Origin of the sequence: Xenorhabdus ishibashii, from assembly GCF_002632755.1 — a bacterium.
In the GTDB taxonomy this organism is placed as follows: domain Bacteria; phylum Pseudomonadota; class Gammaproteobacteria; order Enterobacterales; family Enterobacteriaceae; genus Xenorhabdus; species Xenorhabdus ishibashii.
Genome location: NZ_NJAK01000001.1, coordinates 708,575 through 722,807 on the forward strand (window position 1 = coordinate 708,575; position 14,233 = coordinate 722,807).

Here is a 14,233-nt window from a genome sequence, read left to right on the forward strand (position 1 = left end):
TATCAGGACTCGCCCCGCGCGTGGTGGTATCGCTCTCCCGTGCGAGACACCCAGGCGGGAGAACACAATGCCGTGGCCTATGGGGAGATAAAACCGCTGCCGCAGATCCCCGCCCAGCAGAATAATGCCTCACTGATGGACATCAACGGGGATGGCAAGCTGGATTGGGTCGTCACCTCTGCCGGAGTCAATGGCTATCACACTCTGGCACCAAACGGACAGTGGTCTCCTTTTATCCCCGTGTCAGCGTTGCCGGTTGAGTATTTTCACCCCAGAGCGCAACTGGCTGACCTGACTGGCGCGGGGCTGGCTGATTTGGTCATGATTGGGCCACGCAGTGTACGCCTGTATGCTAACCAACCAACGGGCTGGAAAAAAGGCAGCACCGTTATCCAGTCCGACGGCATGACATTACCCATCCCCGGCACGGATGAACGAAAACTGGTCGCCTTTGCCGATATGCTGGGTTCCGGCCAGCAACATCTGGTGGAAATTGCCGCTGACGGCGTGACGTGCTGGCCTAATTTGGGACACGGTCGTTTTGGGCACCCCATCAAGCTGGAAGGTTTGACGGTTTCAGCCAACAACTTTAATCCCGATCAGGTGTATTTGGCCGATATTGACGGCTCCGGCACCACCGATATTTTCTATGTCCACAGCACCTATCTGGAGCTGTTTATGAATGAGAGCGGCAATCAATTTGCGGCACCGGTGCGCATCAATCTGCCTGAGAATGTCCGGTTTGACCGGACGTGTCAGTTGCATATCGCCGACACGCAGGGATTGGGTGTATCCAGCATTATCCTGACCGTACCGCATAGAACGGTGAAACACTGGCGCCTTGACCTGACCCAACACAAACCCGGATTGCTGAATACCATCAACAACAATATGGGCACGGAAACCACCCTGTTTTACCGCAGTTCAGCGCAGTTCTGGCTGGATGAAAAACACCAGGCCGAAAGCATGGACCGTTCTGTGACCAGTTATCTGCCATTCCCTATCCATGTGTTGTGGCGTACTGAAGTATTGGATGAAATCACGGGTAATCGACTGACATCGATACAGGAATACGCCCATGGTGTCTGGGATGGGCGGGAGCGGGAGTTTCGGGGATTTGCTCGTGTGATGCAAACTGATACAGATATCTTTGCGCAGGGCACAGGTACAGACAACACAACACCAGAAGCCTTCCCCTCACGCACAGTAAGCTGGTTTGCAACCGGTGTCACTGAGGTGGATGATAGGCTTGCTACCGAGTTTTGGCGGGGTGATGATCTGGCTTATCCCGTTTTCTCTACCCGATTCAGTCGCTATGATACCGATAAACAGCGAGATGTGGAGATACGCCCCTCTGCTGAAGACACTTACTGGCTACAGAGAGCGCTCAAAGGGCAGCTGCTGCGCAGTGAACTCTATGGGGATGATAACTCAGCTCAGGCTCGAATCCCCTATACCGTTACCGACGTTCGCACTCAGGTAAGGAGAGTTTCAGGCTTGTCTGGCGATGAACCCGCAGCTTGGGTAACCGGAATTGAAAATCGCCTTTATCACTATGAGCGTGTCGCCAATGACCCTCAGTGTAGCCAGCAGGTTATCCTCGCCAGTGACGCCTGGGGATACCCGTTAGCAAGTGTCAATATTGCCTATCCACGCAGACCTAAACCGGTTGAGTCTCCTTATCCTGACACACTGCCGGATACGCTATTTTCCAGCAGCTATGATGAACAGCAACAGGTATTGCGCCTGACGCAACAACGTCAGACCTGGCATCATCTGACAGACAACACTGAATTTATTTTAGGTATCCAAGATATTTCCCGTAGTGATGGCTGGGAGTATGGTACGAATTCCGTTCCCCAAAAGGGGTTATCTCTGGAAGCGCTTATCGCTGACGACAGTTTGATTGCAATAGGAACACCATCAATCTATCAGGGACACCAACGTATCGCCTATACAGGCAAGGATGAGAAACCGGCATTCCCACCTTTGATCGCCTATGCCGAAAGCGCAGAAATGGATGCTCAGGCGCTGAAGGCATTTGATAATATTATGAGCTCGGATGAACTCAAGAAAATGCTTGAGGAGTCAGGTTACCTCCCAGTGATTCCCCCGCTTAATGATAGAGATGAAGAGCCCGTCTGGGTTGCACGTCGTGGTTATACAGATCATGGTGATATCACGCGTTTTTATAGTCCCTCAGCTCAGCGTCAAACGTTACTGACAGGAAAAACCACGGTGACCTGGGATAAACATTTTTGTGTGGTCACTGAAATGCAAGATGCTGCCGGACTACAGACAAAAGCGGAGTACGATTACCGGTTTATGGCACCAAGCCATATCACTGACGCAAATGATAATCATCAGTTTGCGACTTTTGATGCCCTGGGAAGGTTAACCAGTTCTCGCTTTTGGGGAACCGAAAATGGAAAACAGCAAGGGTACACGCCCCCAAGTGAAGAGCAAATACCATTCAGCATACCGACCACGATCGAGGCAGCACTAGCGCTCCCTGTCGGGCTCCCCGTTGCCCAGTGCATCATTTATAACCCCTTGAGCTGGAAGTTATCTACAGAACATGAAGAGGAAACATCCACGCGTATGCCCCCCCATATCCTGGTTATCACGACAGACCGTTATGACTCAGATCCCCGACAACAACTGCGTCAGACATTGTCCTTTAGCGACGGTTTTAGTCGGGAATTACAAACTGCTGCACGCTATGAGGCAGGTGAAGCCTGGCAATGGGCGGCGGATAACAGCGGCCTGATTACCGATAAAGAAGGCAATCCCGTTGTCGTTCAGACAGACACTCGCTGGGCAGTCTCAGGCCGAACCGAGTATGACGGTAAGGGGCAGCCTTTACGGACGTATCAACCTTACTTTCTGAATAGCTGGAAATATGTCAAAGACGATAGTGCCAGACAAGACTTGTATGCCGATACGCACTATTACGATCCGCTGGGCCGAGAATATCAGGTTCAAACTGCCAAAGGTTATCTGAGCCGGCGCCTGATTACGCCTTGGTTTATGGTCAGCGAAGACGAGAATGATACGGCTTCCTGAGCCTTCTTTGTGCCTCTTTACGTTGCAATAAAGAGGCATATCCCCCAACAAGAGATATGATGATAATGACTGCAAAGCACACGTTGCACAGTAAAACCCCTTCGGTTGCTATAATCGATAATCAGGGTCGGACGGTACGGGAGATTTTGCACCACCGCCACCCAGATACGCCAGATATCACCGATGAACGCATCACCCGTTATACCTTTGATGACACACGTCGTTTGCAGACCAGCATTGATCCCAGGCTGTATGAATACAAGCAAGCAGATACCACTGTAAAGCCCAATATAACCACTCAGGTCTCTCTCAGTGGCGTGACATTACGCAGCGAAAGCGTGGATGCTGGCATCACCATCGCCCTGAACGATATAGCCGGAAGACCCGTATTCAGTATTGATGCAAACCGGGTGATCCGGCGCTGGCAATACGAAAATAATACGCTCCCGGGGCGCCCATTAAGTATGACCGAACAACCTGAAGCCCAACCGATACGCATTACCGAGCGTTTGATCTGGGCCAGTAACGGTCAGGAAGAAAAAGCACTGAATTTGGCCGGACTGTGTATTCGTCACTACAGTACCACCGGGTTCAGTCAGATAGACAGTATGGCATTAGCGGAAACTCCTTTATCGATAACCCAGCAACATCTCAGGGAAGGACAAGAAGCCGACTGGCAAGGTGATGATGAATCCGCATGGAAAGATCGGCTGGACAGTGATGTTTTTACCACCCAAACAACCGCCGATGCGACGGGGGCACTACTGATTCAGACCGATCCCAAAGGTAATCAGCAACGTCAGGACTACAACATCGTAGGGCAACTAAAAAGTAGCTGGCTGAAGCTGAAAGGACTGACTGAGCAAATTATCGTCAAATCACTGACTTGGTCTGCCTCGGGTCAGATACTGCGCGAAGAACACGGGAATGGCGTTGTTACCACCTATAGCTACGAACCGGAAACTCAGCGCTTGATTGGGATCAGAACCGAACGACCACAGGGTCACGCGTTGGGTGCCCGAATACTACAAGACCTTCGCTATGAGTATGATCCGGTGGGTAACGTCTTACAGGTGACTAACGATGCAGAATCAACCCGGTTCTGGCGTAATCAGAAAGTCGTGCCAGAGAATACCTATCGCTATGACAGCCTGTACCAATTGGTCAGCGCGACTGGCCGCGAAATAGCCGATATCCCTCAACAAAGGGCTTCTGTTACCGCTGCCTCCATTCCCCTCTCAACCGACCACAACGCCTTTACCGCTTATACCCGAACTTATCTCTACGATCGCGCAAATAACCTAACCCAAATACGTCACCATGCCCCGGCGACCAACAACAATTACACCATCGCGATGACGGTTTCCGACCGCAGTAATCGAGCGGTACTGAGTACTCTGACAGAAAATCCTGATCAGGTGGACAGTTTATTCGACGCTGCTGGACACCAGCTACAGATGCAGCCCGGACAGCAATTGACTTGGAATTCCCGCGGGGAGCTGTTACAGGTTAGTCCGGTGGCACGGGTCAACGCTCTGTCAGATGATGAGAGCTACCGTTACGATAGCGATGGAACACGGACGAGAAAAGTCAGGGTACAACGGACCAGAGGTAGTACGGTGACCCAGCAGGTTATTTACCTGCCTGGATTAGAACTCCACATGAAGCAGAACGGCGATACGGTAAAAGAACGTTTACAGGTGATCTCTGTCAGAGAAGCAGGTAGCGCCCAATTACGGATACTTCACTGGGACATCGGAAAACCGGAGGAAATGGTCAACAACCAGCTTCGTTACAGTTACGGTAATCTGACAAATAGCATCGGTCTGGAAATTGACGGCGAGGGCAGTCTCATCAGTCAGGAAGAATACTACCCCTATGGCGGCACCTCAGTATGGATGGCCAGAAACCATATTGAGGCCAATTACAAAACCATCCGCTATTCAGGTAAAGAACAAGATGCCACGGGGCTATATTACTATGGGTTCCGCTATTACCAGCCGTGGGCAGGAAGATGGTTAAGTGCCGATCCTGCAGGAGCAGTGGACGGGCTGAATTTGTTCAGGATGGTCAGGAATAATCCTGTAAATAGCATTGACGAAGACGGTCGGGCAACAACTGTCCTCGGCAGTGTTATTTCGTTTATTGGTGAAATAATAAACAATGGTATTTCATTGCCAAGCTTTTCATCACCTAGCTTTTCACTACCGAGCTTTTCATTACCGAGTTTTTCATTTTCCGATTTTAGCCCTGTAGGACTCCTGCGACGTGTCGTTGGTTATGCAGTAACAAAACTTTACCGACGTGGATGGAAAAAAGGCGTCAATTATCTATTGAGCAAAGCAGACAATGATGCCCAAAAGATAAAGTATATGCGCTGGATAAAAGCGGTAGGAATTGGTACTTCAGTCGCTGTGGCAATAGCAACGACTTTGGCGACGGCTGGGGTTGCCCTTCCTGTAATTGCAGGTGTAACTGCCATCGCTGCGTTGGCTGGTGGTGCGACAGGTTATTTTGGCAGCGAAATCTCATCTGCTGCATCTTCTCTTACATCGAAACTCCCATTATCGACCAGGTCAAAATCAAGAGTGAACGCGCAAATAGGTAACACACTCAACGGTGGCTCAATGCAAACGGCGGTATCTGCCGGAATCGTCAATGAAGGAAATGATAGAGTATTGAAAAAGCTAAATAAATCATCTGAGGTCAGAGAAGAGTCTGGTTTGCAGATAGGTACAGCAGCAGGAGAATTCAATCAATTAAATGGAGGAGAAACTAAAGCAGGTATGGAATATCCAGCGCCACTTGGTGCTTCCGTAGCATCATGGTTTGCAACCAAAAAGGAAGATTTAAAAGACGTAGGGAATATTGCCGCGTTAGGCGCCAAAGAAGGTTATGACGCAGGGAAAAAATGGGGTAATACTGGCCCAGTAAGTAAGATAGCGTTAGGGGTTGTTAATTTTGGTCTTGCTAATACTCTTGGGGTGCAGATACCGAATAGCAATTCGGTAGCATTGGCTGCGGCAACCGTCCAGTCTAGCGGGAGAGCCACCGAGAGGGTCATAAGCAATCGAACCAATAATTACAATATGTTACGCAACGCCGTGCCACAATTAGATTAATCATCAGCACCCATGTAGCCACCTGTGTTGCAGGTGGCTACATGCATAATATATTGCTCTTTAGAGAAAAAGCCGCCAGATTAACTGGCGACTGATATCATTTCATTCAATGCGATAAAATCAAATGATTCAATTTCCTATCCGCTAACCTTTCGGGCTTATAAAATTACTGAATCTAATTAACCCGAATTCTGGATAAGAAATTGACGAGAAGCCTGTTCCAGGAGCAAAGTTTTGGTGCACACCGAAAACAACTCCGAGGGGGAACAGGCTATGGACAAGTTAGTTGAAATTTTCTGTGATGTCGATGATTTTTGCCGTTTTTTCATTCCTCAATGGGAACAATTTTGTCTTGAGAGTGGGCATCGTTTACGCCGCCGACAAGGTCATATGTATCCCAGTGAAATCATGACCATTTTGATCCTTTTTCATATGTCGCATTACCGTGATTTTAAAAATTTTTATTTGAAACATATTTGGCAATACCACCACCGCGACTTCGCCACTTTACTCAGTTATACCCGTTTTATCAGCGTTGCCCCTTCCGTTTTGGTGCCATTATGCAGCTATCTGACTCAATTAAAAGGGAAACCCACAGGCATTGCTTTTATTGATTCCACCAGTTTGAGTGTCTGCCATAACATTCGCATCCCTCGACATAAGGTCTTTGCGGGGATCGCACAGCGTGGAAAAAATTCAATGGGATGGTTTTATGGTTTCAAATTACACTTGGTTGTCAATCATCAGGGGGAAATTCTCGCGCTTAAAGTCACGGCCGGTAATGTGTAGCGGTCAAGAACTTCCGGACACCATTTTAGCCTGCTTCCATTGCTTTTCGTATTCAACGGGAGAAATGCCTCCATTAAAACTATGGGGGCGAATGTAATTATAATATCCGCCAAAATATTGCGTGATATCCCGTATTGCATCATGGATATCCAGATAGCCTTCCGGAGGGACCCATTCGCTTTTCAGACTCCGGAATACCCGTTCCATCGGCGAATTATCATAGCAGCAGCCCCGGCGGCTCATGCTTTGGATAATCTGGTTTCGCCAAAGTAAGCGGCGGAACTTTTTGCTACTGTATTGACTGCCTTGGATGCCCTTCTAAGTGTCAAGTCATTATTTGTATGCGGTTGATCTGCCTATTCTGGTTACGCAGTAAGGTAAATATCTCTCTGGATATATAGCGTTTCAGGCAACGTATGGCTTCCCGTTTTGAATGGCCTTCTCCGATTCGCTTGGCAACATATTCCTGTGTTTTGGCATCTGTACGTAATCTGCCAATGGCGATGATATGAAGCGCACTGTTCGCTGCACGATCACCTCCCCGATTGAGTCTGTGGCGCTGATTTTTCCCCGAAGACACGGGAACCGGATTTACGCCACATAATGCAGCAAAGCCGGATTCTGAGTGCAAACGCTCTGGATTGTCCCCGGCCGTAATGAGGAGTTGGGCGGCACATTCGTATCCCACTGCCTTGCGTTTGATAAGTTCTGGGGAGAGTTCGTCAACAATGGCCGCTATCATGATGTCCAGCTCGCCAATCTCATCATGTAATTCCAGATAACGCCGGGCCAGTGATTTCAACGTAATACGGTAGGCATCCTCGACTTGACGATACCGGGTCATATCCGGCTTCGATGTGGCGAGTGTCCGTATCAGCTGCATTCGGGTGAGTTTTCTGATTTGATCACGTAATTCTTCGGGCGCGGAGACTATGGTCATCTGGAGCATTTGTAGCGCAATACGTCGTGCCGAGACGGCCGTTTTTCGGCAAGCTTTCAGAACCCGAAGTGATTCAATCATTCCGCTTCGCGTTTTGGGGGTGACTGTACGAACGCGTGAAAATGCCGCATGGGCTGCACATTCAGCATCAATCGTATCGCTTTTACCCCGCTTCCTGCGCTCCATTCTGTCGGGAGCGGTGACTTCAAGGACTTCAATACCTGCGGATTGAAGGTATCGTAGCAAACCTGCGCCATACGAACCGGTACATTCAATTCCCACCCTGATGAGAAACCCAAATGATTTCATCCAGGCTAACATCTGGCGATATCCCTGCCGGGTTGCCGGGAAAAATTCACTCCCCAAGACACGGTTATTGTGATCAACCACTGCTGCGACATGCAGGTCTTTGTGTGTGTCAACACCGCCAATGATGCCGACCGATAAGTCTTGCTGCTTTTTAGTCATGGGATAAATTCTCCGTCAGAAGATGCCCTGATTTCTCCCGACAGATACCCCGGACAGGACAGTAAAGAGACAAGCCGTCAGGCCCTTCTTGAGTCACGCGTATCAGCGAGGAAAAACCTCTTATGGGATTTTCCTGTTACCGACAGATCCAGGGCAGGACACAATCTTGGTCGATCGGAGTGTGGGTCAGGAAACAGAAAAAACACCATATATCAGAATAATAGATTGAAAAGTCTTCTCTCTACGGAATCTGACAAAGGCATTCTTACTATCTGAATGAAAAATCAGCCGCCCTTTTATATGGCGCGTTTCCAGGGCATGACTCAGTGCCCGACAGACCAACTCTGCATCCGGTGAGGAAGAGATGGCCATGCCCACCACGCGGCGGGAAAATAAATCCATCACCACCGCGAGGTAACGCCAACCTTCCTGCGTACGAATGTACGTGATGTCCCCGCACCACCGGGTATTTGGGCTAGTCGGGGCAAAATGCTGCTGCAAAAAATCCGGCGACGCCACGTGCTCTTTCCCCGGTGGACGATAACGGTGGGCCCCCGGCTGACGACTTTGCAGGCCGCATTCTTGCATGAGCCGGCGAGCCAGCCAGCGCCCAACCGGGGTGCCTTCATTGGTCAGCAAGTGGCTCAGGGAGCGGCTGCCGATGGCTCCCCGACTTTGGTTATACAATTCACGGGTCCGGATGCGCAGCCGCAGACGCTCTGTATCGACCGGACGTTCTCGCCAATCGTAATAGGCGCTGCGTGACACCTTAAATGCCTGACAGAGTTCCGTGACCGGCCATTGGGCACTCAGCCGTGTGATCAACGAATAGCACCACTGCGTATCTCGCTCATCAACACGGCCGCCTGCTTTAAAATTTCTTTTTCCATTTCCAGACGCCTGACCTGTTTTTCCAACGCCTGTATCTGGCGTTGTTCGGGCGTTAAGGCTTTACCGGCCGGCGTTACCCCCTGTATTTCGGCCTTATACTGGCGGATCCATTTTCTCAAGGTACTGGCATCAACGGCCAGTGAACGGGCGATATCAATAACCCGTTGATGATGGAGAACAACCTGCTGAACCGCTTCCAGCTTAAATTCAACGGAATAATGGCGTTTGATCGGTTTCAATTTCATTGTCATACCTCATTGTCATGTTAATAACATTAGCAGGCTTTTGAGGTGTCCGAGATCTTTGTACCACTATATTTTAATGGGGGCATTTCTCCCGTTGAATACGAAAAGCAATGGGAACAGGCTAAAATGGTGTCCGGAAGTTCTTGACCGCTACAAAACCAATGGAAATGCTGTTACAGGATTGGCTTATCCCATAAATCGATTTATGCTTGAATTCAGTGGCCGCCTAAACGGTCACGTTTAATGTGGAGTAGCGATTACATAAAATCATAAACAAGGTTTTTGATTATTAACGGTTAAGATACATTATACTTGCGGCATATTCCAAAATAGTCTTTAATCAGTTTGGCTTTCCACTGATTGGTGATTATAGAGCCAAACCCATATCCCAGCGTTGTTCCAAATGTAGCCCCAACAACTGCCACTTCTCAATTCTGGCTACATGAACTGAGTTACGAGTTTCTTCTACAGCATCTTTTAGGGAAATATGACCTTTTTTTCTAGGTGAATTTCAGAACCCGTAAGTAATAGTTAAATTTGAGCACGTTGAGTTCCAGAAGTTGCCCGAATTGCACATTCAATAGCTCTTACATTAGCTCTTGCGAGGACAGATTTAGCATTATTAACGAATTATTATTAGCTAAATGAAATGAGCCGGGCGAGAGCATTATTACTTAAATTAAAAAAATGAATGATATATAGGTTATTTTGATAGAGGAATACCCTTATTTTTTTAAATTTAATCTAAACTTTTGTGTCAATTATGCTCATAAATCGTTTACGCCCTGCGCCCAGATTAAAGGAAAAGCATTATTAAGGTTAAGATATATATAACAATTAATGTTCATTATACATTCTTTTGCAAAGAAAAAATAATAATTTACAATAACCATATGTTAAATTACGATTTAAACCTTGAAAGTAAAATAATCTTCTTTTATTTTACAAAAAAACACTTTAATTTTACGTTTTTATCTTGGTTTGATTCATTAATAAATGAAGATTAATCCATTGATTTAATTAATTCTATTATAGAACGAGATTTTTTAGATTGATCTACATTAAATAGCTTTTTAAAATGGTATGAGGCCGTTTGATTCCTCGCACCACGAGGAGCCAAGCTCTCCGCCAGCCACAGTGGCTCACTATTATGAAAAGTCATTTAGTGCACATGTAAAAAATATTTATTAAGGTTATAGATAAAATATTCTTTTAAAAAAAATGAATGCCATTTCAATTTATTTTTAATTAGGAAAAACAACATGAATAAAATAAATGAAGGTTTGGAAGGTGTAGCAATAGGAACTTCTAAAATCACCTTTATTGACGGTCTTAATGGAACATTGATATACCGAGGGTATCGAGTCGAAGATATCGCGAGTAAATATTCATTCGAAGAAGTGGCATATTTACTATTGCTAGGTAAATTCCCCGAACCAGAAGAATTAATTTTATTTTCTAAGAAAATGTCAGAAGCACGTAATTTACCAAAATGGGCTTATCAAATAATGGATTTCATCCCTGAAAAAGCTAGCTATATGGCTGCTTTAAGAACCATATTATCAGCTATGCCAGTGGGAGATAACAGTTATCCACCCGAGCTAGAGGAAGCTATAAAATTGATTGCCTCAGTTCCAGTGATAATTGCATATTTATTCAACAAAAGAAAAGGGAAACAATTCAAGGAACCAGATATGTCTCTTGGTCATGTTGAAAATTATCTTTATATGCTCTCAGGAGAAAAACCATTACCTGAAAAAATTAAGTTACTGGAAACATATTTGATACTTTCAATGGACCATTCAATCAATGCATCTACCTTTACAGCCCGTGTAGTTACTTCTACAGAAGCAGACTTAACCTCTTCTATTGTAGCAGCAGTCAGTGCATTGATTGGCCCTCTTCATGGTGGAGCACCTTCTAAAGTTGACACCTTGCTCGCTGAAATAGGATGTATTGAGAATGCCGAATTTACTATCAAGCAAAAGTTAGCACATGGTGAACGGATAATGGGATTTGGTCATCGTGTTTATAAAATATATGATCCTCGGGGCGCTGCATTACGGTCTATATGTGAGAAATATAAAAAATTTGATCCTCTGCTTCAGTTGGGATTAGACGTAGAACCAATTATTGTGAAAATATTGAAGGAGGAAAAACCTGGACGTGATCTATATACGAATCTCGAGTTCTGGGCGGCCGCTGCATTGCGTGTATCTGGATTAGAGAGTGGTCTATATACTCCCACTTTTTGTCTTGGACGCATCGTGGGATGGAGCGCTCATATTATCGAGCAAGCAGGTAAAAACAGACTAATCCGTCCAACTATTCTCTACACTGGTTCCATTCCAGAATCGTAAAGGAACAACAAAATTGGAGTTATACTACACAAAAAATCAAAACCAAGTATATATGAGAGGCATCCCTGCTATGGCTATTAATTTAGAAAGCATTAATTGAGGTTAGTAAAGATGTTAGGGCGTGTTGATGTTTTGTGAGGGATTATTAAACAGCATGATGATTTGGTATAATTACTTTCGCCAAAAAACAACCAGACCTCACCATCATGCCGCGAACTATGTTAACAGCTCTCCAATGGAATAAGCTATCTGCGTTAATGCAACATGCGGGTTGGATTTATCACAAACCTGAACACCGTTTGACCGTTGAAGGCATTCTTTACCGAATGAGAACGAGCGTTCCCTGGCGCGATTTACCGCCAGAATTCGGCAAATGGAATAGTGTCTTTCAACGTTTCAATGCGTGGTCAAAGAAAGGGGTTTTACAGCTCATTTTCAAGTGGTTATCTGGGTTTGCTGATAGGGAATGGTTGTTTATTGATGGGAGTATCGTCCGTGCTCATCAGCACAGTGCCGGAGCGGCTTCAGATGATGATGAGGCGATTGGCAAAAGTTGTGGTGGACGTTCAACCAAAATTCATTTGGCCGTCGATAGTTATGGCTTGCCTGTTCATTTTGAATTGTCCGGGGGACAAGTGCATGACATTGTTCATGCTGAAAGTTTAGTCGAACAATCGCCCCCTTCGGACTTTGTGATAGCTGACAAAGGGTACGACAGTCAGGCTTTCAGAAATCATATTGAACAGCAAGGAGCAACGCCGATTATTCCCTACCGGAAAAATAGCCGAAAATCGGATAAACAGATTGATAAATGTTTATATCGTTATCGTCATTTGGTGGAGAATGCGTTCGCTAGGGTTAAACATTTTCGTGCAATAGCAACAAGATACGATAAGCTTGAACGGAATTACGCCAGTATGTTGGCTCTGGCGTTTATCATTGTCTGGTTGCCCATGTGGGTTGAATGAATTATGACCTTAAAACATCAACAGACCCTAAGTTAATCAAAAATCAGGCTGCCCCGAAAACGATGTCAAACGAGATTTTTCGTTTGGCATTTTTTATTTGATATATCACGACAGTAAAAATATCTTCTGAGTCTCAGTTAGATTTGGATATCGACCGGGTAGGCAATACGAAGTTTGATTTTAAACGAAAAGTGAAGCAATAGTGCAGCGGGGTTTTGCATCAAACTCTTGCCGTAAAATTACAGGGAGAAATGGCGAGCCAATAACGGTGCTGTAAAGTTTTTCTTTAAATAAAAACCTCTGGGCAGCGTCATAATTGGCTGACCATACTCACCAGTCGCTTCCGTTAATGCTCGGCTGTTGGCAGCTTTGGGGCGTAATTGTAACACTTCGCCATGACGGGCAGTGATGCTCTCGACTTTGCCTAATACAATGAGATCCATAAGCTCTTCCCAATCGCGCCGCAACAACTCTTCTTCAATCGCATTTGGACTCCAGAGCAACGGCGAGCCTACGCGGCGTTCAGCAAGTGGAATACCTCTTTCTCCCTCAACGGGTATCCACAGGACACGGGATAATTTACGCCTGACGTGACAATTTTCCCAGATAATACCGCTATTACCGGTTAAAGGGGCAACACAAACAAAGGTGGTTTCTAGTGGGAAACCTTTGCTATCCACAGGGATTGTTTTCAACTCGACACCGATATGTTCAAAATCTTGTTCTGGTTTACTGCCTGCACTTGCACCTAAGTAATATTCAAGCAACATACCGACCCAACCTTTATCACGTTTTAAATTAGGGGGAATAGGCAGTTTGGCGAGTGTAGCTAGTTCACCCATCGATAAGCCCGCCAAAGAGTAGGCACGACTGAATAGTTGGTGTTCGTTTTCAGGTGGTGTCGGAGGTGTAAAGTACATTTTATAAAGTATATTTTTTCTGATTAAAAAATGATCACGTTGATTTCTTAAAATCATTACTAATTTATCGTTATCCTTAATTCTTTGATAATAGCATGATATAAAAGATCTTTTAATTTGTATTTCTTGCATTAAAAATAGGCTTGTTATGATTGTTCACCTGTTCCCAAGGATAATAAACAGGATCTTACACCATGTTATCCACAGATTTATGGGATAAGTGATAAAAAGTGAGATCACTGGTTTGATTTACAGCCCTAATGAACGATGTTTTCTACAAAAATAGACGATTCTTGTTTAACTAAAAGGCATATCCTGTGGATAAATTCATCGGTGATTAATATTTGTCCAGCACAAGAAAAGACAAAAATTTTCACCAGTGATATGCCATGTTAAAAGGGATGTAAAATGAATTAACATAATGAAAAATAATAGATATTTATTTTATTTTATAGAAAGTGTAA

General features: G+C 45.7%; 8 protein-coding genes and 2 pseudogenes. 5 read left to right on the forward strand and 5 right to left on the reverse strand.

Annotation, left to right across the window (positions count from 1 at the left end; genetic code table 11):
- The first annotated feature begins 711 nt into the window (after window positions 1-711).
- The 3 genes and pseudogenes from Xish_RS19300 to Xish_RS03395 all read left to right on the forward strand — a co-directional run.
- Window positions 712-3,066 carry a toxin TcdB middle/C-terminal domain-containing protein gene (locus Xish_RS19300; protein ID WP_425275014.1) on the forward strand — a complete coding sequence of 785 codons (2,355 nt, stop codon included), beginning with the start codon at window positions 712-714 and terminating at the stop codon, window positions 3,064-3,066.
- A gap of 59 nt (window positions 3,067-3,125) precedes the next feature.
- On the forward strand, window positions 3,126-6,188 hold the full coding sequence (locus Xish_RS03390; protein ID WP_425275015.1) for an RHS repeat-associated core domain-containing protein: 3,063 nt from the start codon (window positions 3,126-3,128) through the stop codon (window positions 6,186-6,188).
- 273 nt (window positions 6,189-6,461) lie between these two features.
- A pseudogene (locus Xish_RS03395) lies at window positions 6,462-6,974 on the forward strand (IS982 family transposase); the annotation flags it as partial.
- 6 nt (window positions 6,975-6,980) lie between these two features.
- Here Xish_RS03395 and Xish_RS03400 read toward each other — a convergent pair.
- The 4 genes and pseudogenes from Xish_RS03400 to Xish_RS03420 all read right to left on the reverse strand — a co-directional run.
- Window positions 6,981-7,286 (reverse strand): annotated as a pseudogene (locus Xish_RS03400) (integrase core domain-containing protein); the annotation flags it as partial.
- A 16-nt stretch (window positions 7,287-7,302) separates the two neighbouring features.
- Window positions 7,303-8,385: an IS110 family RNA-guided transposase gene (locus Xish_RS03405; protein WP_099116717.1), complete on the reverse strand. Its 1,083-nt coding sequence runs from the start codon at window positions 8,383-8,385 to the stop codon at window positions 7,303-7,305.
- 186 nt (window positions 8,386-8,571) lie between these two features.
- Window positions 8,572-9,210, reverse strand: coding sequence for an IS3 family transposase (locus tag Xish_RS03415; protein WP_099116718.1), 639 nt, complete (start codon window positions 9,208-9,210; stop codon window positions 8,572-8,574).
- A complete protein-coding gene (locus tag Xish_RS03420; protein WP_167383211.1) occupies window positions 9,207-9,521 on the reverse strand; it encodes a transposase in 315 nt (104 codons plus the stop codon). The genes Xish_RS03415 and Xish_RS03420 overlap by 4 nt, the downstream gene beginning before the upstream one ends.
- A 1,262-nt stretch (window positions 9,522-10,783) precedes the next feature.
- On the opposite strand from Xish_RS03420, the gene Xish_RS03425 reads away from it, so the two are divergent.
- Window positions 10,784-11,881: a citrate/2-methylcitrate synthase gene (locus tag Xish_RS03425; RefSeq protein WP_099116720.1), complete on the forward strand. Its 1,098-nt coding sequence runs from the start codon at window positions 10,784-10,786 to the stop codon at window positions 11,879-11,881.
- A gap of 206 nt (window positions 11,882-12,087) precedes the next feature.
- The gene (locus tag Xish_RS03430; protein ID WP_099116721.1) at window positions 12,088-12,849 is read left to right on the forward strand and encodes an IS5 family transposase; all 762 of its coding nucleotides are present in this window, start codon (window positions 12,088-12,090) and stop codon (window positions 12,847-12,849) included.
- 239 nt (window positions 12,850-13,088) lie between these two features.
- Here the strand turns inward: Xish_RS03430 and mutH are convergent, their stop codons facing one another.
- A complete protein-coding gene (gene mutH / locus Xish_RS03435) occupies window positions 13,089-13,769 on the reverse strand; it encodes a DNA mismatch repair endonuclease MutH (protein WP_099118649.1) in 681 nt (226 codons plus the stop codon).
- Window positions 13,770-14,233: the final 464 nt, after the last annotated feature.

Coding starts and splice junctions, on each gene's coding strand:
- Xish_RS03390 (WP_425275015.1), top strand. CDS start 3,126: ATGATAATGACTGCAAAGCACACGTTGCACAGTAAAACCCCTTCGGTT.
- Xish_RS03405 (WP_099116717.1), bottom strand. CDS start 8,385: ATGACTAAAAAGCAGCAAGACTTATCGGTCGGCATCATTGGCGGTGTT.
- Xish_RS03420 (WP_167383211.1), bottom strand. CDS start 9,521: ATGAAATTGAAACCGATCAAACGCCATTATTCCGTTGAATTTAAGCTG.
- Xish_RS03425 (WP_099116720.1), top strand. CDS start 10,784: ATGAATAAAATAAATGAAGGTTTGGAAGGTGTAGCAATAGGAACTTCT.
- Xish_RS03430 (WP_099116721.1), top strand. CDS start 12,088: ATGCCGCGAACTATGTTAACAGCTCTCCAATGGAATAAGCTATCTGCG.
- mutH (WP_099118649.1), bottom strand. CDS start 13,769: ATGTACTTTACACCTCCGACACCACCTGAAAACGAACACCAACTATTC.